Below are 25,615 nucleotides of genomic sequence, written 5' to 3'. Positions count from 1 at the left end.
CCCACCGACGCTGCAGGGAAACGGGTCGGTCGAGCCGCGATCGGCGGGATGGTCGATCGTGCGGCGAAGATACCCCCGAACAGGGGGCGACTCCAGCGTTCGGCGGCGTTCGACGCGGATCAGCGCACATCGGCCAGGCCGAGCAGCGAGCAGCCGGCGTCGGGCGACCGTGTCGGGCAGTCGCCGAGGCTGCGGGTGTTGGCTGGGCACATGGCCAACGACCCCAACTGGAACCTCCCCGAGGTCCCCTCGTTCACCCTGACCAGCCCCGACTTCACCGACGGCGGCGAGCTGCCGACCTCGGCGCGCGGCACCGACGCGGGAGGCGAGGACCGCTCTCCCGCACTCGAGTGGTCCGGCGCTCCCGAGGGCACGAAGAGCTTCGTGCTCACCGTGTACGACCCCGACGCCCCGACCGGTTCGGGCTTCTGGCACTGGAGCCTGACCGACGTCCCGGGCTCGGCGACCTCGCTGCCCGCCGGCGCCGGCACCGACGACGCCCTGCTGCCGGCCGAGGCACTCCGCCGCCGCAACGAGTTCGGCACCGACACCTTCCTCGGCGCCGCTCCGCCCGCGGGCCACGGCGTGCACCGCTACTTCTTCACGCTGAGCGCCCTCGACGTGCCGCTGCTCGAGGCGCCGGCCGACGCGACCCCCGCGGTCGTCGGGTTCGTGCTGCGCGAGCACCTGCTCGGTCGCGCGCAGCTCGTCGGCACGCAGGAGACCCCCGCCGCGTAGGACGACCCCGCGACGACGAACGGCCGCCGCCCCGGAAGGGACGACGGCCGTTCGTGTGCCAGGGGTGGATCAGACGGTGGCGTCCGTCGACTCCTCGCGGGCACCGCTGGAGTCGGTGTCCGACTCCTCGGCGACGACCGGCGCGAGCGACAGCTTGCCGCGGTCGTCCACCTTGGTGACCTCGACCAGGACCTTCTGGCCGACGCCCAGGACGTCCTCGACGTTCTCCACACGCTTGCCACCGGCGAGCTTGCGCACCTCGGAGACGTGGAGCAGGCCGTCACGGCCCGGGAGCAGCGACACGAAGGCGCCGAACGTGGCGATCTTCACGACGGTGCCGAGGAACTGGTCCCCGATCTCCGGGTTGGTCGGGTTCGCGATCGCGTTGACCGACGCACGAGCGGCCTCGGCCGACGGTCCGTCGACGGCACCGATGTAGACGGTGCCGTTGTCCTCGATCGAGATGTCGGCACCGGTCTCGTCCTGGATGCCGTTGATCGTCTTGCCCTTCGGGCCGATCAGCTCGCCGATCTTGTCGACGGGGATCTGCACCGAGATGACGCGAGGAGCGGTGTCCGCCATCTCGTCGGGGGCGTCGATCGCCTCGTTCAGCACACCGAGGATGGCCGAGCGGGCCTCCTTGGCCTGCTTCAGCGCTGCGTCGAGCACCGTCGACGGGATGCCGTCGAGCTTGGTGTCGAGCTGGATCGCGGTGACGAACTCCGAGGTACCGGCGACCTTGAAGTCCATGTCGCCGAGGGCGTCCTCCGCACCGAGGATGTCGGTCAGCGCCGCGTAGCGGGTCTGACCGTCGACGGTGTCGGAAACCAGGCCCATCGCGATGCCGGCGACCGGGGCCTTGAGGGGCACACCGGCGTTGAGCAGCGAGAGGGTCGAGGCGCAGACGGAACCCATCGAGGTCGAGCCGTTGGAGCTGAGCGCCTCGGAGACCTGACGGATGGCGTACGGGAACTCTTCACGCGTCGGCAGCACCGGCACGAGGGCGCGCTCGGCGAGGAAGCCGTGCCCGATCTCGCGACGCTTCGGCGAACCCACACGGCCGGTCTCACCGGTCGAGTAGGGCGGGAAGTTGTAGTGGTGCAGGTAGCGCTTCTTCGTGACGGGTGACAGCGAGTCTATCTGCTGCTCCATCTTGAGCATGTTCAGCGTGGTGACGCCGAGGATCTGCGTCTCGCCGCGCTGGAAGATCGCCGAACCGTGGACGCGCGGGATCACGGCGACCTCGGCGTCGAGCGGACGGATGTCGGCGAGGCCGCGACCGTCCATGCGGACCTGCTCGGTCAGGATGCGGCCGCGGACGACCTTCTTCGTGACCGACTTGTACGCGGCGCTGACCTGCGAGTTGGCGACGTCGGGCAGTTCGCCCGCCGACACCTTCGCCGCGATGGCCTCCTTGACGCGCGACTTGAGTGCGTCGTCGGCGTCCTGGCGCTCGGTCTTGGCGGCGATCTTGTAGACGTCACCGAGCTCGGAGAGCGCGATGGCCTCGACGGCCGAGTAGACCTCGGGCGCGTACGGCGGGAAGACCGGGTAGTCCTGGATCTCCTTGGCGGACTGCGCGGCGAGCTTCGCCTGGGCGTCGACGAGGGACTTGAGGAACGGCTTGGCCGCCTCGAGACCCTGCGCGACGACGGCCTCGTCGGGCTTGGTGGCGCCGCCCTGGATGAGCTCCCAGCTGTGCTCGGTGGCCTCGGCTTCGACCATCATGATGGCGACGTCCTCGTTGCCCGCCTCGTCGGTGACGACACGGCCGGCGACCGTGAGGTCGAAGACGGCGTCGGCGAGCTGCGATGCCTTCGGGAACGCGACCCACTGTTCGCCGATCAGCGCGAGGCGCACACCGGCGATCGGGCCGGAGAACGGCAGACCGGAGATCTGCGTCGACGCGGACGCGGCGTTGATGGCCAGCGCGTCGTAGAACTCGTCCGGAGCGATGCTCAGGACGGTGATGACGATCTGGACCTCGTTGCGCAGGCCGTCGACGAACGACGGGCGCAGCGGCCGGTCGATGAGTCGGCAGACCAGGATGGCCTCGGTCGACGGGCGGCCTTCGCGGCGGAAGAACGAACCGGGGATCTTGCCGGCGGCGTAGGAGCGCTCCTCGACGTCGACGGTCAGCGGGAAGAAGTCGAATCCTTCACGCGGGTGCTTGCCGGCGCTGGTGGCCGAGAGGAGCATCGTTTCCTCGTCGAGGTACGCGGCGACCGCGCCCTGCGCCTGCTGTGCGAGCCGACCGGTCTCGAACCGGACGGTGCGCTTGCCGTACTTGCCGTTGTCGATGACGGCTTCGGCGAACTTGATCTCGGGACCCTCCAAAAGGGTGCCTCCTTGATGTGTGTTCGGCAGGCCGTGGCGACGGCACTCGATGGTGCGTGCGCGCCGATCGTTCCGGACGCATGTCTGGCCAGCAGTAGAAGCACTCGGGAAACCGTTCCGGCCCGCGAGCCACCACCGATGACCAGCTCCGTGCCCGGCCTGCGCAGTGTTGTGTCGAACATCCGGGGAAACGGTCCTCGGACACGATGGACTTTACCAGTCCACAGGGAATCGGCGGCGCGGCTCGCTGACGGCCGGGCGAGCCTCGGTAACCTGATGCCATGCGTCTCACCCCCTCGCGGGGCGTGCTCGTCGCGGCCGCCGTGGTCGTCGGCGCGCTCGTCGCCCCGGTCCTCACCGCTGTCCCGGCGTCCGCGACGGAGTACCCGACCTGGCAGGACGTGCAGCGGGCCAAGGGGAACGAGACCGCCAAGCGCGCCGAGGTCACCAAGGTGCAGGCCGCCCTGCAGTCGGCGCAGGACGAAGCAGCGGCGAAGTCGCAGGCCGCGCTGACGGCCTCGTCGAAGGCGGACGCGGCCGAGGCGGAGCTGGCGGAGGCCACCCAGGCCGCCACGAGCCTCCAGGCCCAGGCGCAGCGCGCGTCCGAGACGGCCGAGCGCGCGCAGACACGCGCCGGGCAGCTGGCGGCGAACCTGTACCGCGACGGCAGCACGAACCAGATGACCACCCGGATCGCGACCGCGGGCAACCCCGACCAGCTGCTCTACCAGCTGGGCGCCCTCGACCAGCTGTCGTCCACGTGGTCCGGCGTGATGGACGAGGCGTCCGTCGCGGCCGGAACGGCATCGTCACTGCACGAACAGGCCGAACGCGCCGAGACCGAACGCGCGACGCGTGCGCAGGCGGCCGAGGAACGGTCCGCGGCGGCGAAGTCCGCCGAGGCCGTGGCGAACGCCGCGGTCGAGTCGACCGAGCAGCACAGCGACGAGCTGTACGCGCAGCTCGCGTCGCTCCGGGACACCACCGCCAAGCAGGCCGCCGGGTACGAGCTCGGGCAGAAGGTCGCGGCGCAGAAGGCCGAACAGCAGCGCAAGCGTGCGGCGGCGGCCGCGGCACAGGCGGCGGCAGCAGCCTCGGCGAGCGCCGACACCGGCAGCGGCGGGAGCACCAACGCCGGCGGCGGTACGGGCACGAGCTACCCGAGCACCGGCGGTGTCGTCGTGGACCCTGCGGCCGCACAGGCGTACGCGCGGAGCGCCCTGAGCTCGTACGGCTGGGGCGACGACCAGTTCTCCTGCCTGGTGTCGCTGTGGACGCAGGAGTCCGGCTGGCGGGCGAACGCGCTGAACGCCTCGAGCGGCGCCTACGGCATCCCGCAGTCGCTGCCCGCTGACAAGATGTCGGCGGCCGGGGCGGACTGGCGGACGAACGCGAATACGCAGATCAACTGGGGACTCGCCTACATCAAGAGCGCCTACGGGTCGCCGTGCGGTGCGTGGGGCCACGAGATGAGCGTCAACCCGCACTGGTACTGAGAACCCCGGCTCACCGCTCCACCAGCCGCAACGCCTGCAGCGGGCACATCGCCACCGCGTCCGCAGCGGCGGCGCGTTCGTCCGGCCGCACCGGCACGTCGCGGGTGCCGCCGCCGTCCCGCGCGATCGGGTAGCCCCACTCGTCGCGCGCCAGCCGCTGGGCGAAGAGTTCGGTGCACAGGCCGCGTCCCCGGCAGCGGGTCCAGTCGACGTGCAGCGCGACGGGACCGGCGGCGGTGGCACCGCTCGGTGCGCCGCTCACCGTCGTCCCCCGACCAGGCACGCGCCCCGCAGGTGCGCCTGCACGTCGTCGTGGAACACGTCGAGGGCGCTCCGCACCATCCGCGCGACGCCGTCCGGGTGGTGGCAGGCCCCGCGTCCGTCGACCAGGGCAGCGATCCGACGGACCTCGCCGGCCAGGTCGCCCGTCCGACGCCCGGAGGCCAGGTCGGCGACCACGTCGGCGATCCGCGGCAACCCGTTCACGCACGGCCCGCAGCGGCCGGCGGACGCCCCGGCGAGCGCCGCGGCGAGGCCTGCGGTGACCCCGACCGGGCAGGTCCGGTCGTCGAGCACGGCCAGCACGCCCGCCCCTGGCGCCGCACCCCACGGTGCGAGCCCGTCGACGTCGAAGGGCGCGTCGAGCGCTGCGGCCGGCACCCAGGTGCCGCCCCACCCGCCGAGCAGGACGGCTCGCGTCCGTCGCGGGTCGGCCGCCGGCAGCCGGGAGGCCCCCAGCAGCTGCCCGAGCGGCGCACCCCCGGCGGTCTCCAGCACCACGGCACCACCCGGGTCGGTCACGTCGCTGACCGTCACGAGACGGGTACCGGGAGCACTCGCGCTGCCGACGCTCCGCGCCCACGCCGCCCCGTACCGTGCGACGAGTGCCGCCTGGGCGAGGGTCTCGACGTTCGACACGAGGGTCGGGCGACCGCTCGGTCCACGGTCGGCGAGCCGCACGACACGGTCCTCCGGAAGGCCCCGTCCTCCGGCGACGGCAGAGGCGAGCGCCGTGGCCTGCCCGGCGACGAAGCTGGTGTGGGGCAGAGCTCGGACCTCGATGGCGACCGGGTCGGTGCCGGTGCCGCGCCGGCCGTCGGTGCGTTCGGCGAGTGCCTCCCGGACCCGGTCGGCGAGCCGCGCACTCGTGGCGACCACGGCCTCGGTCGCACCGATCGCGAGCGCCGCGACGACGATGCCGTCGAGCACCAGGTGCGGTGCGCGTTCGAGCAGGACGGCGTCCTTGCGACTGGCGGGTTCCCCCTCGGCACCGTTGGCGATGACGATCGGGGCACCGCGGCTCCCGCGCCGGGTCCGGCCCGCCACGGCGTCGAGCTTGCGGGCGAGCGGGAACCCGGCTCCGCCGCGGCCGTCGACCCCGGCGAGACCGATCTCGTCGATGATCCCGGGTCCCACGTGCGGCAGCGACCCGTGCGTGCGGTGGTGGGCGTCGAGTCCAGGGCCGGGGGCGGCGAGGAGTCGCTGCGTGCCGGTCGGTGGTGGCACGGTGAGCGGGTGGGTCAGCGTCATCGGAGGGCCTCCTTCGGGGTCGGACGGAACGCGGTGACGCCGGCCGTGCAGCGCCAGGCCACGGCGCCGAGGACGGCGGCGGCGCAGCTCCCGGCGACCACCAGGAACCAGGCGGACGTGCCGTCGGTCCCGGTGCCGATCGCGTGCGCCATCGCGATCGGCCACATGGCGTAGGCGGCCCAGTGCACGGCGCGGAACACCCGCGGACCGATCACCCGGCGGAGCATCCCCGTGACGACGAGCACCACGAGCAGGTCCACGGCCAGGGTGCCGAGCCCGAGCCAGAACCAGCGGTACGCGCCGACGAACGGCACGACGGCGTCCAGCAGGCGCAGTTCGGCCTCGGTGTCGAGCAGCAGCGTCACCACGTGCACGGCCACGAACACGGTGGACGCCAGGGCGACGTCCCGGTGCACGAGCTGCACGCCGAACCGCGGCAGGCCGGGGAGCGGTCGTCCGCCGCGGGTCACGATGCCGAGCAGGACCGTCAGGGTCAGGAGCACGACGGCGGCGACGCCCGTGCCGCGGCCGACCACCCAGAGCGCGGTGTCCATCAGGCGGCGTCCGCCCCGTCGACGGTGACGGCACCGTCGGCAGCCTGGTCCTCCGGCCAGCCGCCGATCCGCAGCACGGAGCCGTCGGCCGCGACGAGCCGGGCCGCACGGCCGCTCTGTCGGAGCCAGTCCACGGCGCCGTGCCCCCGGACGACGGCGGCGGTGGTCATCGTGTTGGCGGTGGTGCACGAGGGGGCGACGACCGTCACCGACCGCCACACCGGGTCGGCGGGCAGACCCCACCGCGGATCGAGGATGTGGTGCCGCGCGGTCCCGTCCTGCTCCCAGCGGCGCTTCTGCGTGCTCGAGGTCGCGACGGACCACCCGGAGGCGATGCGGACGTGGTCGACGGGGTCGTCCGCCAGGTCCTGCACGCGCACCTGCCAGCCGCCGGAGGGGTCCGGGCCGGCCGTGGCGACGTCCCCGCCGAGCGAGACGAGGGCGCCGATGCCGAGCCGCGCGGTGATGCTCGCGGCCGCCATGTCCGCGGCGGCGGCCTTCGCCGTGGCACCGAGGTCGAGCGTGACGCCCTCGGGGACCCGCAGGAACGTGCCGGACAGCAGGATCCGCTGCCACGCCGGGCGGTCGTCGAGCGATCGGGCCACGGCGTCGGGTGACGGGACCGGAGGCGCGTCGGCGAACGCGGCGTCGTACCCGAGGGACACCATCCGTCGGCCGAGCGTCGGGTCGACGTCCCCGTCGGACAGCCGTGCGGCGTCGACGGCCTGGTGCACGAGCGTCGCCAGCAACGGCGAGACCTCGGTGCCGCGCACCAGGTCGTCGGCGCGGGACAGGAGCTCGGAGTCGTCGCGGAACCGGCTGCACGCGGCGTCCACGGCGGCCGTGACCTCGCGGACGCAGGACTCGGCGGCGGCGAGGTGGCGGCGGTCGCGGTGGTCGAGGACGACCCGGGCGGTGGTGGTCCAGAGGTCCCACTCGGCGGCGGCGCGCACGGTCATGATCCCGTCGTCGTCGTGTCGGACGACCCACCGGTGGTGCCCTGCGAGACGCCGGCGTCGCTGCTGCTCGTGCCGCTGTCGGTCGACGTGTCGTTCGACGAGTCGGTCGACGTGTCGTTCGACGACGACGAGGACGAGGACCCGGAGTCGGTGGTGGCGTCGCTCGACGTCCCGGTACCCGAACCGGAATCCGTCGTGGTGCTCGTGCTCGTGGACGTGTCGGTCGTCGTCGTGCTGGCCTGCTCGTGCCCGAACCACAGCCCCGCACCCGTGACCGTCGCGACCGCGAGTCCGCCCAGGCTCACGAGCGCACTCGTGACCCGTGCGGATCGCTTGCCGTTGCCTCTGGTGCCCATCGGTCCTCCTCGTCGTCATGACGAGGTTCCCGAGTCCACCGATGAGCGAGCCGCCAGCCGGCCGCACTCCGACCCCACGAACCCTGTGGTCCGCCTAAGAGCGCGCCGCAGGGTCAGTGGTCCGGGTCAGTGACCGAGGCCACCGAGCAGGCTCGCGAAGTCCACGGTCGCGGGGAGCGCGTCGGCTTCCTGCGGGGCCCGCCGGGAGGCCCGGATCGCCCAGGCCAGGTCCGCTCCGGCCCGGCGGATGCGTCCGTCCAGGGCCGCGGCGTCGCCGTCGCTCCCCCAGTCGTCGGTCGCGGCGAACACGCCGGTCGGCACCACCGCTGCACGGAGGTACGCGAAGACCGGACGCAGGGCGTGGTCGATGGCGAGCGAGTGCCGCGAGGTCCCGCCCGTGGCGCCGAGCAGGACGGGCAGGTCGGCGAGCGCGTCCTTGTCGAGGACGTCGAGGAACGACTTCGCGAGGCCGCTGACGCCGGCCGTGAAGATCGGCGTCACGAAGACGACGGCGTCGGCCTCGACCACTGCGGCCGTGGCGGCGGACAGCGCGGGCGCCGCGAAGCCGGTGAGCATCGCGTCGGTGATCTCGTGCGCGAGCGGCCGGAGCTCGACGTGCAGGACGTGCGCGGGCGTGCCCTCGGCGACGAGTGCGGCGACGGCGGCCTCGCCCAGGCGGTCGGCGAGCAGGCGGGTGGAGCTGGGCTCGGAGAGTCCGGCGGAGACGACGGCGATGGTGGTCATGGTGGTTCCCGACTTTCGATGCGTTTGCATGAACATCGTACCGAACCGCACGCAGCGCGCAACCATTCCCGGGAACGGAGAACGCCCCGGTCCTCGCGAGGAGGACCGGGGCGTTCAGTCAAGCCGTGAGGCGTCGACTAGCGGCGCAGGCCGAGGCGCTCGATGAGCGCACGGTAGCGGGCGATGTCGACGTCGGAGAGGTAACCGAGGAGACGGCGACGCTGACCGACCATGAGCAGCAGACCACGACGCGAGTGGTGGTCGTGCTTGTGCTCCTTGAGGTGCTCGTTCAGGTCGTTGATACGACGCGTCAGAACGGCGACCTGGACCTCGGGGGAACCGGTGTCGCCCGGGTGGGTCGCGTACTCTTCGATGATCTCCTGCTTGACCTTCGCGTCAAGTGCCATGCGTAGATCCCCTTTCAGTCCGTTGCGCGGTGCCCGTGCCTGATGCACGAGCGCTCTTTGTCCGCGGCCGTTCGACGGCAACCGCGCAAGACTACCAGAGTCCTAGGCGGTCCTGGCGCGCAGGCGACGACGCCGGGGCGCCGGCAGCAGACTGCGGACGAGTCCGACGAGCGTCGCGCCGAGCAGTCCGCCGAGGCCGTTCGACAGCACGTCGCGGGGGTCGGCGACCCGGTAGGGCAGGTAGGTGGCCTGCGCGAACTCGATGCCGGTCGACAGGGCGACCGCGACCAGGGCCCCGAGGATCCACCAGCGCCGCGGCAGCCAGAGTGCGGCGAGCATGCCGACCGGCACGAACATCGCGATGTTGGCCAGGAACTCGGTGCGCTCGTACGTGAACCAGGTGCCGTGCGGCAGCTGCTGCACCCAGGCGATCGCGTGCAGCACGAACGAGTTCTGTGCCGAGGTGAAGACCTGCGGGGTCAGCGTCATCCGCCAGATCACCCAGGCGTACGCCGCGGTCACGGCGAGGAGGAGGAGTCGACGGAACATCCCGGTATTCTGCAACACCGTCCTGCGGGGTCGCTGGAGCGCTCCTGGCAGAAGCCGTCGGCCGACCTGAACGAACACCCCGGTGTCCTGGTCAGGACTCCCCCGCACCTGTCAGCATGGGTGCGAACAAGGAGGACCGCCGGATGCCGGAGCACCAGGGGAAGCGTGCGTCCGCGCGACGTCAGTGGCTGTGGATCGCGGCCGCGGTCGTCGGTGTCGCGGCGGTCGTGACGACGCTCGTGGTCGTCGTGCCGCACGGCGGCGGCCCGGATGCCGACCCGACGGCGAGCGGACGGGACGTCGTGACGCGGAAGACCGTGGAGCAGGCGTTCCCCGGCGGCCTCGCGCACCAGCCGTCGGACGTGAACCAGCCGGGCATCCGCGAGCGCCAGGCCCGCGCCGCCGGACACGACGACACCGCGGCGCAGATCGCCCGCATCGCCGACCAGCCGATCGCGACCTGGCTCACGAACACCTCGCGGTCCGAGACGCGCGCGACGATCCGCACCGTCGTCCGGAACGCCGAGCAGCAGCAGGCCACCCCGGTGTTCGTGCTGTACACCGTGCCGGACCGCGACTGCGGCAGCTACTCGAAGGGCGGCACCACCGACGACGCGTACCTGCCGTGGGTCCGCTCCGCCGTCCGCGCGATGGCCGGCTCGAAGGCCGTCGTGCTCGTCGAACCGGACGCGATCGCGCAGATCCAGAACTGCGAGCGCCTCCGCGACTCCCGACTCCCGCTGCTCCGCAAGGCCGTGGACGCGCTGACCGGGCACGGACTGACGGTGTACCTCGACGGCGGCAACGAGAACCGTGTCCCGACCGCGACGATGGCCGACTGGCTGCGGCAGGCGGGCGTCGACGAGGTGCAGGGCTTCTTCACGAACGTGTCGAACTTCTACCGCGTCGACCAGGAACGCGCCTACGCCGACGAACTCGCCGACGCGATCGGTGGGGATCCGCACTTCGTCATCGACGTCTCCCGGAACGGTCAGGGCTGGCGCGGGACGTGGTGCAACCCCGAGGGCGCCGGTCTCGGCCAGGCGCCGCACGTCACCGGCGGATCGAGCCGGCTCGACGCCCTGCTCTGGGTCAAGACCCCTGGGCTCAGCGACGGCACGTGCAACGGTGGACCGGCCGCCGGGCAGTGGTGGGAGTCCTACGCGCTCGGCCTGGTCGAGAACCGCAAGCGCGACTGAGCCGGTGCCGGGGTGTCGGTGCCCGGTGGTTGCATGAGCGCATGACCCCGACCGACAGCCGGCGCTCCGTCGTCCCGCCCTACCTGCTCCACGCCGTGGCCCAGGCGGCCGAGTTCCCCCGGGCGGCGTCTGCCGCGCGCACCGCACTGGCGTCGCTCGAGCTCGTGCAGAGCCCGAAGCACCAGCACCTGGTCGCCCCGCGCCGTGTCAGCGGCACGGTCGACCGGTCTCCCCAGCGCACGATCGCCGACGCCCGCGGCACGACGACCCTGCCCGGCACGGTGGTCCGGAGCGAGGGCGCCCCCGTCACCGGCGACGCGGCCGTCGACGAGGCGTACGCGGGCCTCGGTGCGACCCACGCCTTCTGGCTCGACGTCTTCGGCCGGGTGTCGATCGACGGTGCCGGACTCCCCCTCGACGCCACGGTCCACTTCGGGCAGGACTACGACAACGCCTACTGGGACGGCAGCCGGATGGTGTTCGGCGACGGCGACGACGAGGTCTTCCGGCGCTTCACCATCGCGCTCGACGTCATCGGGCACGAACTGGCGCACGGCGTCACGCAGTACACCGCCGACCTGACCTACCAGGGGCAGTCCGGGGCGCTCAACGAGTCGATCAGCGACGTGTTCGGCTCACTCGTCGCCCAGTACGCGGCCGGGCAGACCGCCGAGCAGGCGAGCTGGCTCATCGGCCAGGGGCTCTTCACCGATGCCGTGCACGGCGATGCCCTGCGCTCGATGCGGGCCCCGGGTACCGCCTACGACGACCCGGTGCTCGGCAAGGACCCGCAGCCCGCGACGATGGCCGACTTCGTCGTGACGACCGACGACGCCGGTGGGGTGCACACGAACTCCGGCATCCCGAACCACGCGTTCTTCCTGGCGGCGACCGCGATCGGCGGGTACGCCTGGCAGGGCGCCGGTGCCGTGTGGTGGGACGCCCTGACCTCGGACGCCGTCACCGCCTCGATCGACTTCGCTGGCTTCGCCGCCGTGACGATCGACGCCGCTGGGTCCCGGTTCGGCGCCGGTTCCGCGGAGCACACCGCGGTGCAGGACGCCTGGCGGACGGTGGGCGTCCTCGTCTGAGACGATCGAGCGCCACGCACCGGCGTACGGTCGGGAGCATGCGCATCGAGGTCCGTCGTTCCGGGGGCTTCGCCGGTACCACGCGGCACTGGCGGGTCGACACCGACACGAGCGCCGACCCCGCGGCGTGGTCCGAGGTCGTCGACGCGCTCCCCCGGACCCCGGCGACGGCCGGGCCGCCGGTCCCCGACGACTTCACGTGGACGATCACCGTCGAGCGCACGACCGTGACGATCCCTGGACGCCGACTCGACGGCGCGTGGGCCGACCTCGTCGCGCGCGTCCGCTCTGCAGGCGACCAGCCCTGAGACGGCAGGCCCGTGCCGGAGCCGCCACGGGCCTCCCGTCCGCCCCGCGCCGGCCGGACCGCCGCGGATCGTGAGCAGGAGTGGTCGCCTCCGCGCGGCGAACCCGACCATTTCTGCTCACGAAGTGGCCGCGCGATGCGCGAACGCGACCCCTCAGTCGACGTCGATGACCGTCAGGCGCCGCGTCGGACGCGTCATCGCGACGTAGACCGCGGCCGCCGGGCGCGCAGCGTCGGCACCGACCCGGTCGGGGTCGACGAGCAGCACGCCGTCGAACTCGAGGCCCTTGGCGTCCGCCCCGGTGAGCACCGTGAGCGACCCGGCGTGCGGCGAGGCCAGCCCGCGCACGTCGGCCTCGGTGCGCGTGAGCCGCTGCCGGACGGCGTCGACCTCGGACTCCGGGACGATCACGCCGATGGTGCCGGCACCGATCCGCGACCGCTCGGCGTCGGCGACCGACACGACGGTGTCGAGCAGGTCGGCGCGGGCGACGCGGACGCGCTCGACGGGGTCGCCGTCGCGCACGGCCTCGTTGCGGGTGACGGTCAGGCCGGCACCGTCGGCGAACACGCCTGCGGCCTCGACGATCGACCGCGGGGTGCGGTAGTTCACGGTGAGCTGCTCGATGCGGTGGTCGAGCGGCACGAGCGGTGCCCGGCCACGGCGTCGGCGGGAGAGCGCGCCGAGCACGTCGTCCCAGGTGCGCGCGGCCCCGGGCGAGGAGCCCTGCGCCATGTCGCCGACGATCGTGAAGGAGCGCAGCGGGTTGCGGCGGGCGAGCACGCGCCACTGCATCGGCGAGAGCTCCTGCGCCTCGTCGACCACGATGTGCCCGTAGGTCCACTCGCGGTCGTCGGCGGCGCGCTCCGCGGTCGAGCGGGGGTCGCCACCCTCGGCGAACGAGCCGGCGACCTGTTCGGCGGTGACGATGCCCTCGACGCCCATGTTCTCGATCGCCTGCCGCGCGTTCTCGATGTCGCGGTTCCGGCTGGCCTTCGCCGCGCGCTTGGCGGCGCCGCCGGTCGGGTCGAACGGGCCGAGCAGTTCGGCGGCCTCGTCGAGCAGGGGGACGTCCTCGACCGTCCAGGCACCACCGCGTGCACGCTGCAGCAGGGCACGGCGCTCCGGGGTCCAGTCCGGGGTCAGCGAGGCGAGCCAGTTCGGACGGGCGTACAGGTCCTCGAGGAACTTCTCCGGGGGCAGCGGTAGCCAGGCGGTGTTGAGCAGTACCCGGGCGTCGTACGAGCTCCGGATGTCCTCGCGCAGGACCTTCTCGTCGGCCTCGTCCACCGTCGTCCCACGCTCGCGCAGCTGTTCGGCGAGCAGCCGGGTCATCGCGTCGAGCGCGAGCTTGTTGAACGTCACCCGCGCGGCGTTGTGGGGCTTGCCGCGGTCCTGTGCGCGCTTCATCGCGTCGGCAACGAGCTGCGGCGGCACCACGAGCCGCTCGCCCTCGACGTCGAGCGTCACCGACTCGGTCGGCACCACCTGGCGGGAGCGCACGGCGCGGCGCAGGAGCGCAGCCGTCTGCGCGGAGCCCTTCACGGCGGCGACGTCGCGGGAGTCGTGCGTCGTCGCGTGCACACCCGGGTAGAGCGAACCGAGCGACGCCATCACGACGCCGGTCTCACCGAGCGACGGCAGGACCTGTTCGATGTAGGTCAGGAACGCCGGCGACGGGCCGACCATCAGGACGCCGGAACCCCGCAGCCGCTCGCGGTACGAGTACAGCAGGTACGCGGCACGGTGCAGCGCCACGGCGGTCTTGCCGGTGCCGGGGCCGCCCTGCACGATCAGGACACCCTCGAGCGGGGAACGGATGATCCGGTCCTGCTCGCCCTGGATGGTGGCGACGATGTCGGTCATCCGGCCGGTGCGCTCGGCGGTCACCGCGGCCAGCAGCGCCCCCTCGCCCTGCAGGTGGGTGCGCTCGTCGTCGTAGAGCGAGGCGTCGAACACCTCGTCCTCGACGCCGACGACCCGACGGCCCTCGAGCGACAGGTGGCGACGCGAGCGCATCCCCATCGGGTGCGCCGCGGTGGCCTGGTAGAACGCGCTGGCACCGGGCACCCGCCAGTCGAGCAGCAGCGGGCGGTGGTCGGCGTCACGCAGCCCCACCCGGCCGATGTAGCGGAAGGCGTCCTCGGAGCTGTCGGGCTCGGAGACCTCGAGCCGGCCGAAGACCAGACGGTCCCCCACGCGCTCGAGCGTCGCCACGGTGTCTTCGTAGAGTCGGGCGTACGCGTCGCGCTCGCTGCGGCTCTGGTGGTTCCCGCCGACCGCCTGACGACGGGTCTCGGCGAGACGTTGCTCGGCCTCGGCGGTCAGCTCGTCGAGACGGCGGAAGAGGCCGTCCACGTAGCCGCGCTCGCGGTCGATCTCGGTCGGTTCGGACACACGCAACCCTTCGGGAAGAGGGGAATCCAGTGTACTGCCCGCTGGAGGCCCGCAGTTCCCGAAGGGTCGTCGGTCACATCTCTTCGTGCGTGTCCGGGTCTGCGTCCCACAGCCGGCCGCGCTCGAGGCCGGAGATGGCCTGCACCTCGGCGTCGGTCAGCTCGAAGCCGAACACGTCGAGGTTCTCGCGCTGCCGGGTGGCGTCGGCCGACTTCGGCACCGGCACGGCACCGAGCTGGACGTGCCACCGCAGGACGACCTGTCCGGGGGTCACACCGTGGGCCGCTGCAGCGTCGGTGATCGGCTGCTCGGTGAGGAGCTCCGACCGGACGGCGAGCGGGCTCCAGCTCTCGGTCACGATGCCGAGCTCCTGGTGCACCTTCCGCAGTTCTGCCTGCGGGAAGTACGGGTGCAGCTCGACCTGGTTCACGGCCGGGGCGACACCGGTCGCGTCGATGATGCGACGCAGGTGCTCCGGGGTGAAGTTCGAGACACCGATCGAGCGGACCTTGCCGCTGTCGCGCAGGTCGACGAACGCCTTCCACGTGTCGACGAACCTGTCCACCGACGGGTTCGGCCAGTGGATCAGGTACAGGTCGACGTGGTCGAGCCCGAGGTTGCCCAGGGTCTCGTCGATCGAGCGGTGCGCCTCGTCGTAGCCGTGGTGGCGGCCGGGGAGCTTCGACGTGACGACGAGGTCCTCACGCGCGACGTCGGACTCGCGGACGGCACGGCCGACGGCGTCTTCGTTGCCGTAGTTCAGTGCGGTGTCGAGCAGCCGGTAGCCGCCCGCGATGGCGGTGCCGACCGCGGCCGCACCCTCGTCGCCGTTCAGGCCGTAGGTGCCGAGGCCGAGCTCCGGGAACCGGTGGCCGTCGTTCAGCTCGATGGTCGGTGCACCGACCTGCATCAGCGCACCCCGAGCAGGTCGATCACGAAGATCAGGGTCTTGCCGGACAGGAAGTGGCCACCACCGGCGGGTCCGTAGGCGAGCTCCGGCGGGACGACGAGCTTGCGGCGACCGCCGACCTTCATGCCGGGGATGCCCTCCTGCCAGCCGCGCACGAGCGCTGCGAGCGGGAAGTCGATGGGCTCACCGCGGTTCCACGAGCTGTCGAACTCCTCGCCGGTCTCGTACTCGACGCCGGCGTAGTGCACCTTGACGGTCGAGCCGGCGGACGCTTCCTCGCCGGAGCCCTCGACGATGTCGGTGATGACGAGATCGGTGGGGGCCGGGCCCTCGGGCGCGTCGAACTCGGGCTTGCTGTTGAGGTCAGTCATGCGATCCAGTCAACCAGAGCGCGGCAACGGCAGACGCAACGGCCACCCAGGCCGCAGAATGGTTCCACCGTGACACGACCCACTCCCGCACCGCCGCGCCGCCGCCTGCTCGCCGACCTCACCCCGCTCCGCCGATCCCCCGCCTTCGCCCGGCTCTGGGCGGGCACCGCCATCGCCGGCATCGGCACGCAGATGACCACGGTGGCGGTCGGGCTCGAGGTGTACGAGATCACGCACTCCACCTTCGCCGTGGCGCTCGTGGGGGTCATCGCCCTGCTGCCGATGGTGGTCGCCGGCCTGTACGGCGGCATGCTCGCCGACGCCTTCGACCGGCGCACCGTCGCGCTCGTGTCGTCGATCATCGCCTGGGTCGCGGTCGCCCTCATCGCCACGCACTCGTGGCTCGGACTGCACAGCGTCGCACTGCTCTACGTCCTGGCGACCGTGAACGCCGTCGCGGCGACCGTGAGCAACGCCTCGCGCTCGGCGATCGTCCCGCGACTCGTCGGCACCGACCTGCTGCCCGCGGCGAGCGCCCTGGGCGGGATCGCCTCCGGGTTCCAGGTCACCGTCGGACCGGCCGTCGCCGGTGTCCTGATCGCGAGCGTCGGGTTCGCGCCGACCTACACGATCGACGTCGTCCTGTTCACCTTCGCGTTCCTCGGGGTGTTCACGCTGCCGCGGATGGCGGCCGACCACGGTGCTCTCCGTCCGGGGCTGAGCTCCCTGGTCGAGGGCGCGCGGTTCCTGCGGAGGTCGCGCAACATCACCATGACGTTCGTGCTCGACATCGTCGCGATGACGTTCGGCCAGCCCCGCGTCCTGTTCCCCGCGATCGGGGCACTCGTCATCGGCGGCGGATCGATCACCGTGGGCACCCTCACGGCCGCCTACGCGATCGGCGCACTGCTGTCGAGCGTCTTCTCCGGACCGCTCGGGCACGTGCGCCGCCAGGGCGAGGCGGTCGGTTGGGCCATCACCGCGTACGGCGCAGCGATCGCGGCGTTCGGCGTCGTCATCGCGCTCGCGCACGTGCTCGGCGGACGCTCGGGCGAGTCGTTCTCGGTCGGGATCCTGCCCGCGCTCGGCCTCGCGGCCCTGTTCCTGGCGGCGGCCGGCGGTGCGGACAACGTCAGCTCGGTGTTCCGGAACACGATCCTGCAGGCGGCATCGCCGGACGGCATGCGCGGCCGGCTGCAGGGCATCTTCATCGTGGTCGTCACAGGAGGTCCACGGCTCGGTGACCTCTACGCGGGCCTGGTCGTCGCGGCCGGCATCGCGTACCCGCCGATCATCGGCGGCGTGCTCATCGTGGCGCTCGTCGCGCTGCTCCTCCGCCTCGTGCCTTCCTTCCGCCGCTACGACGCCCTGCACCCCCACGCCAACTGAACGGCGAGCGGCCGCAGGCCCTCCCGCGAAAGCGACAGATCTGCGCGAACCTTCCGCGGGCGTCTGTCGCTTTCGCGAGACGGACGGCAGACCGTGGCGGGATCGTGTCGCTCTGACGGGGTCGACGCGACCAGGGGCGGACGGGAGGCGCGGGGCGGCGCCGCCACGGGCCTCCCGTCCGCACCGCGGCGCGACCACGGCACGGCGTGACGTCACGTGTCGGGTACCGTACAACGCATGCCGGACAGCGCATCGCGCGACCTCCAGCGGACGGGAGTCCGCGCCGTAGTCCGGCGCACCTACCATTCGGTCATCCGGCACCGCGTCGTCGACGCGGCCGCGTCACTGACGTTCTTCGCGCTGCTGACCGTGTTCCCCACCGCGCTGACCGTGGTCTCCGCACTGTCGATCGTCGACCGCAAGGGCGACAGCCTGGCCGACATCATCGGTGTGCTCGGGTTCATCCTGCGCCCGGAGACGGCGCAGCACCTCGAGACCCCGCTGCGCCAGCTGCTGACCCTCGACAACCCGTGGCTCGGCTTCGCGACCGGCGTCGTGCTGACACTGTGGTCGCTGTCCGGGTACGCGACGGCGTTCGGGCGGGCGATGAACACCTCGTACGAGGTCGAGGAGGGTCGGCGGATCTGGAAGTTCCGCAGCATGATGCTCCTCGTGACCCTGCTCGTGATGGCGGGCGGGGCGATCGCGATCGTGATCCTGCTCGGCACCCCGACGATCTCGGCGGCGATCGTCGCGTCGTTCGGCTGGGCGCCGTGGATCGACGACGTGTGGAACGTCGTGAAGTGGCCCGTGCTCGCCGCCGACCTGGTCGTGATGGTCGCGGTCCTGTACTACGCGACCCCGAACGTGAAGACGCCGCAGCTGCGCTGGGTGTCCGCCGGTGCCGCGTTCGCCATCGTCACCTGGGCGCTCGCGACCCTCGGCTTCGCCGTCTACGTCGAGACGATCGGCGGCGGGAACCGTGCGTACGGGTGGCTCGGCGGCGGGATCCTGCTGCTCGTCTACCTGTACATCTCGAACTTCGTGCTCGTGGTCGGCGGTGAGCTCGACTCCGAGGTGATCCGGATGCGGCAGCTCCTGGCCGGCATCGAGGCCGACGAGTCGATCCGGTTGCCGCTGCGCGACGTCACGCGCAACTTCACGCTCGCCCGCTGGCGGGACGCCGACATCGCCGCGGCGCGGAACGTCCGGACCACCGCGGCCCAGGTCGCCGCCGACGAGGACGCCGAGCCGACTCCGGCGCAGGAACACCTGCGCGACGTGGCCCAGCAGGTACGCGTCGGCGAGGCTCCGATGCCCTGAGGTGGTCGCGCTGGTCGCGCTGGTTGCTCGTCAGCGCTCGCGCGCCGCTCGGTCCAGCATCTCCTCGGTGACCACCGGGATCGCACCGGTCGCGAGCTCGATGCCGGACAGCCGCGCCGGGCTCAGCACGCGCTGCACCTGGTCCTCGTCCATCAGGCCGGCGGCCACGACGAGCGTCGAGATCGGCGTCGACGTGGTCAGTGCCGTGTGCGCGATCGACGCCGCAGCCGCGTAGCCGATGTACGGGGTCAGGGCCGTGACCACCCCGACGTTCGTGTCTACCTGCGCCGCGAGCTTCGCCTCGTTCGCCTCGATGCCCGTCACGCAGTGCTCGCGCAACGTCGCACAGCCCCGTGACATCCACTGCAGCGACTGCAGGATCGAGTGCGCGATGATCGGCTCGAACGCGTTGAGCTGGAGCTGTCCGCCCTCGGCCGCCATCGTCACGGTGGTGTCGGCGCCGACCACGGCGAACGCGATCTGGTTCACGACCTCGGGGATCACGGGGTTCACCTTGCCCGGCATGATCGACGAGCCTGCCTGGCGCGCCGGCAGGGTGATCTCGCCGAGTCCCGCCTGCGGCCCCGACGCGAGCAGCCGCAGGTCGTTGCAGATCTTCGAGAGCTTCGCGGCACTGCGCTTCACCGTGCCGGACAGCGTCATGAAGGCGCCGGCGTCACTCGTCGCCTCGATCAGGTCCGGTGCCGTCACGACGTCGATGCCGCTGGCGTCCTGCAGCTGCCGGCGGACCTCGTCGCGGTAGAGCGGGTCCGCGGTGATCCCGGTGCCGATCGCCGTCGCGCCGAGGTTCATCTCGGCCAGCAGCGGCAGGACCTTGCGGAGCAGGTCGGCGTCCTCCTGGATCGTGTGCGAGAAGCCGGTGAACTCCTGCCCGAGGGTCATCGGCACGGCGTCCTGCAGCTGCGTGCGGCCGACCTTGAGCACGTCGGCGAAGGCGTTCCCGCGCTCGGCGAACGCCGCGGAGAGCTGCTCGAGCTGCTCGATGAGCCGCCGGGCGGAGAAGATCATCGCGATCTTGATGCTCGTCGGGTAGGTGTCGTTCGTCGACTGGCTGCGGTTCACGTGGTCGATCGGGTGCAGGTACCCGTAGTCGCCCCGCTCGCGGCCGAGGAGCTCGAGGGCCCGGTTCGCCAGGACCTCGTTCGTGTTCATGTTCGTGCTCGTACCGGCACCGCCCTGCACGATGTCGACGACGAACTGCTCACGCAGGGCGCCGTCCCGCACCTCCTGCGCAGCACGGTCGATGGCGTCGGCACGCTCGTCGTCGAGGACCCCGATCGCCCGGTTCGCCCGCGCAGCCGCCTGCTTCACGGTGGCGAGCGCCTCGATGAGGTCCGGGTACACCGAGATCGGCACCGAGGTGATCGGGAAGTTCTCCAGGGCCCGCAGGGTGTTGATGCCCCAGTAGGCGTCGATCGGGACCTCGCGCGACCCCAGCGAGTCGCTCTCGGTACGGGTCTGCGCCCCGGTGGGGGCCTGTGCTGCTTCGTTGCCGGTCACACGTCGAGGCTAGCCCAGTCCGTCCGGCCGGTCCGGGAGCGAGCTCGGGGTGTGCCGGGCGGGGGCGCGCACATGGTGAGCAGGAATGGTCGGGTCGCCGGAACGCACCCGACCATTTCTGCTCACGAAGCGCGCGTCGCGTCAGCGCCGCCCACACCCAGCCGGACGGGAGGCGCGGTGCGAGGCCGCCACGGGCCTCCCGTCCGGTGGACGCGAGCGATCGCGTGCCCGTGGATGGTGAGCAGGAATGGTCGGGTCGCCGGAACGCACCCGACCATTTCTGCTCACGAAGCGCGCGTCGCGCGCGCCCCACGTCAGTGGAACTGGGGGACGATGAGGTAGATGCCGTACAGCACGACGGCGCCGCAGACCGCGTAGCAGAGGATCGCGAGCGCACGGAAGGCACGCACCGCGGTCGTCGCTCCGGCGGGGTTCGGGAACCCGGCGGTCGCCGGGCCGATCGTGCCGTCGTCCTTCACGGTGAACTTGCCCGCGCGGGTGTCCGCGGCGCTCCAGAACCGGAGACCGACGGAGTACACGGCGACGACGAAGCACGACGAGACCACGGCGACCAGCGCCACGGTGACGAACGCGAACCAATCAATTCCCATCAGCGACGGCCTCCCTTGCGTGCGGCCATGCGGCGGAGCGTGCGCTCGCGGCTCAGCGCTGCGCGGCGGTCCGCGACGGCGTCGGCGCGCTTCTTGCGCTGCAGGTCGCGCAGTTCCTTGCGGGTGTACACGGCGTTCGCGGCGACGTCGACCTCGATGGCCGAGGCACCCTCGTGCGGCTTCCGGAGCGACCACAGGTACAGGCCGAGGATCACGGCGGCGCCGACGATGGCATCGATGACGAGCCCCATGACGCCCAGACGTGCGATGCCCGAGGCCACCGCGCCCACGGCTGCGGCGGCGGGCAGCGTGATGAACCAGGCGATGACGATCTTGCCGGCGGTGGACCACTGGATCTTCGAGCCGCGGCGGCCGAGCCCGGCGCCGATGATCGAGCCGGAGGACACCTGCGTGGTCGAGAGCGCGAAGCCGAGGTGGCTGGACGCCAGGATCGTCGCGGCGGTCGAGGCCTCGGCGGCGAAGCCCTGGGTGGCCCGGATCTCGGTGATGCCGGACCCGAGCGTGCGGATGATGCGCCACCCGCCCGTGTAGGTGCCGAGCGCGATCGCCAGGGCACAGGCGACGACGACCCAGAACTGCACGCCCTGGTTCGACGACTGCGCCCCCGAGGCGATCAGCGTCAGCGTGATGACACCCATCGTCTTCTGGGCGTCGTTCGTGCCGTGGGCGAGCGACACCATCGACGAGGTGAAGATCTGCCCGACACGGAAGCCACCGCGCTCGTTCGGGAACACCGGGCGCTTCGTGATCCGGTACGCGATGCGTGTCGACAGGAACGACACGAGCGACGCGATCACCGGGGACGCGAAGGCCGGGATGATGACGACCGTCAGCAGCGCGACGTAGTTGACGGACTGGAACCCGGCGCCGACGATCGCAGCTCCGATCAGTCCGCCGAACAGCGCGTGCGACGACGACGAGGGCAACCCGCGGAGCCACGTGATCATGTTCCACACGACCGCTCCGATGAGCCCCGCGAAGATCATCTCCGGTGAGATCGCGACGCCGCCCGGACCCTCGTTGATGAGGCCGTGCGAGATCGAGGTCGCCACCGCGGTGCTGAGGAACGCACCGACGAGGTTGAGCACCGCGGCGACCGTGACCGCGACCTTGGGCTTCATGGCCCCGGTCGCGATCGGAGTCGCCATCGCGTTGGCGGTGTCGTGAAAACCGTTTGTGAAGTCGAAGAAGAGGGCCAACGCGATGACCAGGACGACTATGAGTGTGATGTCCACCGCGGGCCAGTGTTCCCCATCGACGGCCTCCGGAGCAAACCTGATCGGCAACCTGCTGTTCACCGGAGCTTCAGACTCGTTCAGATTCGGAACCATGCCGATGCGAGAATGAGTCCCATGGACACCGTCGAGCTCCTCATCCTGTTGGTCGGATCGCTCGCGGTGACCGGGTTCGCACGGGCGAAGGGACTCCCCGCTCCCCTGCTCGTGACGGCGGTCGCGCTCGCCGCGTCGTTCCTGCCGGGGCTGCCCGCGATGGAGATCGACTCCGAGGTGATCCTGACGGTGATCCTGCCGCCGCTGCTCTACTCGGCGGCGCTCGACGTGTCGTGGCAGAGCTTCCGGACGTCGATCAAGCAGATCCGGCGTCTCGGCATCTTCCTGGTCATCGTGACGGCACTCGTGGTCGGCGCGGTGGCGTACTTCCTGATCCCGGACATGACCCTGCCCGCGGCGATCCTGCTCGGTGCGATCGTCGCCCCGCCGGACGCCGTGTCCGCCGCCGCGATCGGTCGCAAGCTCGGGCTCCCCCGCCGGGTGATGACGGTGCTGTCCGGCGAGAGCCTGATCAACGACGCCGCGTCCCTGACCCTGGTGCGCGTGTTCACCCTGATCATCGCCGGGACGTCGCTCACCGTCTGGCAGGACCTCGGCATCTTCGGCCTGGCGATCGGCGTCGGCCTGGCCGTCGGCATCGTGCTCGGCGTCGTCGTGCACTGGATCCGGATGCGGCTCAACGACCCCGTGGTCGAGACGATCATGAGCATCCTGCTGCCCTTCGTCGCGTACATCCTGGCCGAGGACCTGTCCGGCTCCGGCGTCATCGCGGTCGTCACGGCCGGCCTGTACATCGGCTACAACTCGCCGAAGGAGGGCTACGCCACCCGCCTGCAGGAGCGCCCGCTGTGGACCAGCATCGACGTCATCCTCGAGGGCTTCGTCTTCGCCCTGATCGGCCTGCAGCTCAACACCGTGGTGCAGGACCTGGTCGAGAGCGAACGGAGTCTCGGCCAGACACTCACCGCCGCGGCCGTGGTGCTCGGCGTCGTGATCCTGGTGCGGCCCCTCTTCGTCTTCGAGTCGTACGTGCGCAACCGCTTCAACGGGCGATGGCTCCGTCCGCTGCGCATCAAGCTCTCCCGGGGCCACCCGTCACTGCGGTGGATGCGCGGGACGGCCGAGCCGAAGCTCAACTGGCGCGAGCTCACCGTCATCTCGTGGACCGGCATGCGCGGCGTGGTGACCCTCGCCGCCGCGGTGTCCGTGGTCGCGAGCCCGACGCAGATCCCCGCACAGGACACGATCTTCATCATCGCGTTCTTCGTGACCGTCGGCACCCTGCTGCTGCAGGGCCTGACCCTGCCCTTCGTCATCCGTGCACTCAAGGTGCAGGACCCGGCCGAGGGCGAAGAGGACGTCCGGAGCGAGATGCGGCTGAACCAGCGCACGACCGAGGCCGCCATCGAGCTGCTCGAGAAGCGACGGCCGGACTGGTCGAAGCAGTACGGCGCCGTCGCCGTCGACTCCGTGGTGAACCGGCTGAAGGCACGGCTCGAGCGGCAGGTCGAGACGTTCCGGCAGGACGCCCTCGAGGAAGAGGTCGAGGAGCGCAACGCCCCGATGCGCCTGCGTGGCTCGCAGATCCAGGACATCCGGCGCGAGCTGCTCGACCGACGACGCGAGATCGTGCTCGAGGAGCGCGAGAAGGGCAACCTCGACGAAGAGGTCATGCGCCGCGTGCTCGTGACCCTCGACGCCGAAGAACTCGCGATGGACTCGGCGCAGGCGTCACGCAGCCGCTCCTGAGGGCCTCGGCGTATCCTGGCGCTCCGTCCGAGAACAGGAGCACAGCGCCGAGTGAGCACGCCGCGGAACGACGTCAACAGGAACGACGACACCCCGGACCGTCCCGGAGGGTCCCGGCCGACGTCGGCGCCGAAGCCACGCAGCACCCGGCCCTCGGCCCGCGGGACCAAGCCCCGTCGCGGCGCGAAGGTCGCCGGTTCCACCCGACCGGCTCCGCGCCGACAGGCACCCGTGCCGGCACCGCAGCAGCACGGTGCGTACCGCCGCTGGTACTCGACGTTGCACCCCTCGCTCCAGCTCATCGGCCTGCAGCTCTGGATGCCGCTGTTCTTCATCGTCGGCTTCTGCCTCTGCTACGTCTTCGCGTTCCACGCACCGCACCCGCACGACGTCCCGATCGCGCTGGTCGGCAGCGACCCGACACTCGTCGCTGCGGTGCAGAAGGCCTTGCCGGGCGAGTTCGTGTTCCACACCTACGACTCCCTGGCCGCGGCGAAGCGTGACGTCATCGCCGGCTCGATGGCGGTCGCGTACGACCCCGCGACGAACGAGTTCTTCAAGGCGAGCGCCCACCAGTTCCAGGTCGCGAGCCTCGTACCGGCGACGCTGACCGCGGTCCTGACCGGGATCGGGGTCGCGACCCCGAAGATCACCGAGCTCGCTCCCCTGCCCGCGTGGGACGAGTACGGCACCGTCCCGATGTACGTCATGCTCGCCTGGTGCATCGGCGGCTACATGGTCGCGATGTTCATCGGGATCATGGGCGGCCCGCTCCGGCATCGCACCCGCATGACCGTCATCGTCGTCGGCGGCCTCGTCATCTCCCTCATCACGAACACCCTCGCCGGTCCGGTCGTCGGCGCCATCCACGGCCACTGGATCCAGCTCGTGCTCATCGCGTGGGGGTGGATCGTCGCGATCGGTCTCGCCGTCAACGGGCTGAGCTACTTCGTCGGCCGGTTCATCGCCGCCCCCGCCATGATCTGCTTCGTCTTCCTGTCGATGCCGTCGTCCGGTGGGGCGTACCCGAAGTGGTTCATGCCGGAGCCGTTCGCCTGGCTCAACAACGTCGTCGTCGGGTCGAGCATGGTCGACATGATCAAGCACCAGATCTACGGCGTCGGCCCCGGCCCGGCCCGTGGCCTGATCACGATGGGCTGCTACGCCGCGGTCGGCCTCGTGCTCATGTACTTCGGCAAGAAGTGGTGGGAGCGCCGACGCATCCGCGCCATCGTCACGGGGCGGACGACGATGTTCCAGGACGCCAACACCGCGAACCGTGAGTTCCTCGGCAAGGAACGCGACGCCGAGCTCGAGCGCCACGGCCTCGAGTCCACCGAGACGGGCACCCTCAGCGTCCTGAGCGACGACGACTGGGAGGACGCCCGCGTCGGCGGTGACGTCTTCACCGGCGGACGCGACGGCCTCGAGACCGAGACCACCCCCACCGGCCGCATCCCCGTGCAGCGGCCGGGAGGCGCGGGGACCGGACCGCGCACGCGTCCCGTCCCGCGCACCGAGGGCTCCAGGGCGTCGGCTCGGTCCGACACGTCGGCCCGAGTCGACGCCGGGGACGAGCCCCCGCACGGCCGGCACGCGGACCGGTAGCTCGTTCCTGACGATCGCGCCGCTCGCGCAGACCGACTGCGTGCGCATGTTCCGACGATGCACCAGTCGAACGAGGCGTGCTCTGTCGCATGATGCACATGCATCGACTGCGTGCGCATGTTCCGACGATGCACCAGTCGAACAACGCGTGCTCT

General features: G+C 71.5%; 24 protein-coding genes. 9 read left to right on the top strand and 15 right to left on the bottom strand.

Going from position 1 to position 25,615, the window contains the following annotated elements; all coding sequences use genetic code 11:
• Positions 1-210: 210 nt before the first annotated feature.
• A complete protein-coding gene (locus EDF33_RS08100) occupies positions 211-738 on the top strand; it encodes a YbhB/YbcL family Raf kinase inhibitor-like protein (RefSeq protein WP_131878620.1) in 528 nt (175 codons plus the stop codon).
• Between the two features lie 69 nt (positions 739-807).
• On the opposite strand, the gene EDF33_RS08095 is transcribed toward EDF33_RS08100, so the two are convergent.
• Entirely contained in the window at positions 808-3,075 is a 2,268-nt protein-coding gene (locus EDF33_RS08095; protein WP_123293920.1) for a polyribonucleotide nucleotidyltransferase, read from the bottom strand.
• A 281-nt stretch (positions 3,076-3,356) separates the two neighbouring features.
• On the opposite strand from EDF33_RS08095, the gene EDF33_RS08090 reads away from it, so the two are divergent.
• Positions 3,357-4,571: a hypothetical protein gene (locus EDF33_RS08090; RefSeq protein ID WP_132099693.1), complete on the top strand. Its 1,215-nt coding sequence runs from the start codon at positions 3,357-3,359 to the stop codon at positions 4,569-4,571.
• Between the two features lie 10 nt (positions 4,572-4,581).
• Here EDF33_RS08090 and EDF33_RS08085 read toward each other — a convergent pair whose 3' ends face one another.
• From EDF33_RS08085 to EDF33_RS08050, 8 genes are all read right to left on the bottom strand, one after another.
• Positions 4,582-4,833 carry a ferredoxin gene (locus EDF33_RS08085; RefSeq protein WP_243692390.1) on the bottom strand — a complete coding sequence of 84 codons (252 nt, stop codon included), beginning with the start codon at positions 4,831-4,833 and terminating at the stop codon, positions 4,582-4,584.
• A complete protein-coding gene (locus EDF33_RS08080; protein ID WP_132099692.1) occupies positions 4,830-6,101 on the bottom strand; it encodes an NADH-ubiquinone oxidoreductase-F iron-sulfur binding region domain-containing protein in 1,272 nt (423 codons plus the stop codon). Before EDF33_RS08080 ends, EDF33_RS08085 begins: the two co-directional genes overlap by 4 nt.
• Positions 6,098-6,655 carry a ferric reductase-like transmembrane domain-containing protein gene (locus EDF33_RS08075; RefSeq protein ID WP_132099691.1) on the bottom strand — a complete coding sequence of 186 codons (558 nt, stop codon included), beginning with the start codon at positions 6,653-6,655 and terminating at the stop codon, positions 6,098-6,100. Before EDF33_RS08075 ends, EDF33_RS08080 begins: the two co-directional genes overlap by 4 nt.
• Positions 6,655-7,614 carry an FAD:protein FMN transferase gene (locus EDF33_RS08070; RefSeq protein WP_132099690.1) on the bottom strand — a complete coding sequence of 320 codons (960 nt, stop codon included), beginning with the start codon at positions 7,612-7,614 and terminating at the stop codon, positions 6,655-6,657. The genes EDF33_RS08075 and EDF33_RS08070 overlap by 1 nt, the downstream gene beginning before the upstream one ends.
• Positions 7,611-7,970, bottom strand: coding sequence for a hypothetical protein (locus tag EDF33_RS08065; RefSeq protein WP_132099689.1), 360 nt, complete (start codon positions 7,968-7,970; stop codon positions 7,611-7,613). Before EDF33_RS08065 ends, EDF33_RS08070 begins: the two co-directional genes overlap by 4 nt.
• A 126-nt stretch (positions 7,971-8,096) precedes the next feature.
• The gene (locus tag EDF33_RS08060; RefSeq protein WP_123673424.1) at positions 8,097-8,714 is read right to left on the bottom strand and encodes a CE1759 family FMN reductase; all 618 of its coding nucleotides are present in this window, start codon (positions 8,712-8,714) and stop codon (positions 8,097-8,099) included.
• A gap of 137 nt (positions 8,715-8,851) precedes the next feature.
• Positions 8,852-9,121 carry a 30S ribosomal protein S15 gene (gene rpsO, locus EDF33_RS08055; protein ID WP_070416523.1) on the bottom strand — a complete coding sequence of 90 codons (270 nt, stop codon included), beginning with the start codon at positions 9,119-9,121 and terminating at the stop codon, positions 8,852-8,854.
• 102 nt (positions 9,122-9,223) lie between these two features.
• Entirely contained in the window at positions 9,224-9,670 is a 447-nt protein-coding gene (locus EDF33_RS08050) for a VanZ family protein (protein ID WP_123293926.1), read from the bottom strand.
• A 116-nt stretch (positions 9,671-9,786) separates the two neighbouring features.
• Between EDF33_RS08050 and EDF33_RS08045 the strand changes: the two genes are divergently transcribed.
• The 3 genes from EDF33_RS08045 to EDF33_RS08035 are packed head-to-tail and all read left to right on the top strand — an operon-like array spanning position 9,787 to position 12,268.
• Positions 9,787-10,869, top strand: coding sequence for a glycoside hydrolase family 6 protein (locus tag EDF33_RS08045; protein ID WP_132099688.1), 1,083 nt, complete (start codon positions 9,787-9,789; stop codon positions 10,867-10,869).
• A gap of 41 nt (positions 10,870-10,910) precedes the next feature.
• Positions 10,911-11,960: a M4 family metallopeptidase gene (locus tag EDF33_RS08040; RefSeq protein WP_132099687.1), complete on the top strand. Its 1,050-nt coding sequence runs from the start codon at positions 10,911-10,913 to the stop codon at positions 11,958-11,960.
• A gap of 38 nt (positions 11,961-11,998) precedes the next feature.
• Positions 11,999-12,268: a protealysin inhibitor emfourin gene (locus EDF33_RS08035; RefSeq protein WP_132099686.1), complete on the top strand. Its 270-nt coding sequence runs from the start codon at positions 11,999-12,001 to the stop codon at positions 12,266-12,268.
• 153 nt (positions 12,269-12,421) lie between these two features.
• Here the strand turns inward: EDF33_RS08035 and EDF33_RS08030 are convergent, their stop codons facing one another.
• The 3 genes from EDF33_RS08030 to EDF33_RS08020 form a co-directional block, all read right to left on the bottom strand.
• Positions 12,422-14,665 (bottom strand): AAA family ATPase, encoded by a 2,244-nt coding sequence (locus EDF33_RS08030; protein WP_243692389.1) that lies wholly within the window; start codon positions 14,663-14,665, stop codon positions 12,422-12,424.
• 73 nt (positions 14,666-14,738) lie between these two features.
• Positions 14,739-15,575: an aldo/keto reductase gene (locus EDF33_RS08025; protein WP_132099684.1), complete on the bottom strand. Its 837-nt coding sequence runs from the start codon at positions 15,573-15,575 to the stop codon at positions 14,739-14,741.
• Positions 15,575-15,946: an FKBP-type peptidyl-prolyl cis-trans isomerase gene (locus EDF33_RS08020; RefSeq protein WP_123293932.1), complete on the bottom strand. Its 372-nt coding sequence runs from the start codon at positions 15,944-15,946 to the stop codon at positions 15,575-15,577. Before EDF33_RS08020 ends, EDF33_RS08025 begins: the two co-directional genes overlap by 1 nt.
• Positions 15,947-16,015: 69 nt before the next feature.
• On the opposite strand from EDF33_RS08020, the gene EDF33_RS08015 reads away from it, so the two are divergent.
• Positions 16,016-17,335: an MFS transporter gene (locus EDF33_RS08015; protein ID WP_132099683.1), complete on the top strand. Its 1,320-nt coding sequence runs from the start codon at positions 16,016-16,018 to the stop codon at positions 17,333-17,335.
• Between the two features lie 237 nt (positions 17,336-17,572).
• Complete coding sequence (locus EDF33_RS08010; RefSeq protein WP_131878596.1) at positions 17,573-18,658, top strand: YihY/virulence factor BrkB family protein; 1,086 nt, start codon at positions 17,573-17,575, stop codon at positions 18,656-18,658.
• 30 nt (positions 18,659-18,688) lie between these two features.
• On the opposite strand, the gene EDF33_RS08005 is transcribed toward EDF33_RS08010, so the two are convergent.
• The 3 genes from EDF33_RS08005 to EDF33_RS07995 all read right to left on the bottom strand — a co-directional run bounded on the left by EDF33_RS08005 (position 18,689) and on the right by EDF33_RS07995 (position 22,046).
• Entirely contained in the window at positions 18,689-20,179 is a 1,491-nt protein-coding gene (locus EDF33_RS08005; RefSeq protein WP_132099682.1) for an aspartate ammonia-lyase, read from the bottom strand.
• 314 nt (positions 20,180-20,493) lie between these two features.
• On the bottom strand, positions 20,494-20,790 hold the full coding sequence (locus tag EDF33_RS08000; RefSeq protein WP_123293936.1) for a hypothetical protein: 297 nt from the start codon (positions 20,788-20,790) through the stop codon (positions 20,494-20,496).
• The gene (locus tag EDF33_RS07995) at positions 20,790-22,046 is read right to left on the bottom strand and encodes an inorganic phosphate transporter (RefSeq protein WP_123938824.1); all 1,257 of its coding nucleotides are present in this window, start codon (positions 22,044-22,046) and stop codon (positions 20,790-20,792) included. The genes EDF33_RS08000 and EDF33_RS07995 overlap by 1 nt, the downstream gene beginning before the upstream one ends.
• 117 nt (positions 22,047-22,163) lie before the next feature.
• Between EDF33_RS07995 and EDF33_RS07990 the strand changes: the two genes are divergently transcribed.
• Both EDF33_RS07990 and EDF33_RS07985 read left to right on the top strand, forming a co-directional pair.
• Positions 22,164-23,852, top strand: a complete 1,689-nt coding sequence (locus EDF33_RS07990; RefSeq protein WP_132099681.1) for a sodium:proton antiporter — start codon at positions 22,164-22,166, stop codon at positions 23,850-23,852.
• A gap of 51 nt (positions 23,853-23,903) precedes the next feature.
• Positions 23,904-25,460 carry an ABC transporter permease gene (locus EDF33_RS07985; protein ID WP_132099680.1) on the top strand — a complete coding sequence of 519 codons (1,557 nt, stop codon included), beginning with the start codon at positions 23,904-23,906 and terminating at the stop codon, positions 25,458-25,460.
• The last annotated feature ends 155 nt before the right edge of the window (positions 25,461-25,615 follow it).

This window comes from Curtobacterium sp. PhB146 (assembly GCF_004342995.1).
Classification (GTDB): domain Bacteria; phylum Actinomycetota; class Actinomycetes; order Actinomycetales; family Microbacteriaceae; genus Curtobacterium.
This window is presented reverse-complemented; position numbering and strand designations above follow the sequence as displayed.

What these genes read in the sequence shown, in the direction of transcription:
- rpsO (WP_070416523.1), bottom strand. Translation starts at nt 9,121, where the DNA reads ATGGCACTTGACGCGAAGGTCAAGCAGGAGATCATCGAAGAGTACGCG.
- EDF33_RS08070 (WP_132099690.1), bottom strand. Translation starts at nt 7,614, where the DNA reads ATGACCGTGCGCGCCGCCGCCGAGTGGGACCTCTGGACCACCACCGCC.
- EDF33_RS08100 (WP_131878620.1), top strand. Translation starts at nt 211, where the DNA reads ATGGCCAACGACCCCAACTGGAACCTCCCCGAGGTCCCCTCGTTCACC.
- EDF33_RS08075 (WP_132099691.1), bottom strand. Translation starts at nt 6,655, where the DNA reads ATGGACACCGCGCTCTGGGTGGTCGGCCGCGGCACGGGCGTCGCCGCC.
- EDF33_RS08010 (WP_131878596.1), top strand. Translation starts at nt 17,573, where the DNA reads ATGCCGGACAGCGCATCGCGCGACCTCCAGCGGACGGGAGTCCGCGCC.
- EDF33_RS08025 (WP_132099684.1), bottom strand. Translation starts at nt 15,575, where the DNA reads ATGCAGGTCGGTGCACCGACCATCGAGCTGAACGACGGCCACCGGTTC.
- EDF33_RS08050 (WP_123293926.1), bottom strand. Translation starts at nt 9,670, where the DNA reads ATGTTCCGTCGACTCCTCCTCCTCGCCGTGACCGCGGCGTACGCCTGG.
- EDF33_RS08040 (WP_132099687.1), top strand. Translation starts at nt 10,911, where the DNA reads ATGACCCCGACCGACAGCCGGCGCTCCGTCGTCCCGCCCTACCTGCTC.
- EDF33_RS08065 (WP_132099689.1), bottom strand. Translation starts at nt 7,970, where the DNA reads ATGGGCACCAGAGGCAACGGCAAGCGATCCGCACGGGTCACGAGTGCG.
- EDF33_RS08020 (WP_123293932.1), bottom strand. Translation starts at nt 15,946, where the DNA reads ATGACTGACCTCAACAGCAAGCCCGAGTTCGACGCGCCCGAGGGCCCG.
- EDF33_RS08035 (WP_132099686.1), top strand. Translation starts at nt 11,999, where the DNA reads ATGCGCATCGAGGTCCGTCGTTCCGGGGGCTTCGCCGGTACCACGCGG.
- EDF33_RS08060 (WP_123673424.1), bottom strand. Translation starts at nt 8,714, where the DNA reads ATGACCACCATCGCCGTCGTCTCCGCCGGACTCTCCGAGCCCAGCTCC.
- EDF33_RS08045 (WP_132099688.1), top strand. Translation starts at nt 9,787, where the DNA reads ATGGGTGCGAACAAGGAGGACCGCCGGATGCCGGAGCACCAGGGGAAG.
- EDF33_RS08090 (WP_132099693.1), top strand. Translation starts at nt 3,357, where the DNA reads ATGCGTCTCACCCCCTCGCGGGGCGTGCTCGTCGCGGCCGCCGTGGTC.
- EDF33_RS08080 (WP_132099692.1), bottom strand. Translation starts at nt 6,101, where the DNA reads ATGACGCTGACCCACCCGCTCACCGTGCCACCACCGACCGGCACGCAG.
- EDF33_RS07990 (WP_132099681.1), top strand. Translation starts at nt 22,164, where the DNA reads ATGGACACCGTCGAGCTCCTCATCCTGTTGGTCGGATCGCTCGCGGTG.
- EDF33_RS08000 (WP_123293936.1), bottom strand. Translation starts at nt 20,790, where the DNA reads ATGGGAATTGATTGGTTCGCGTTCGTCACCGTGGCGCTGGTCGCCGTG.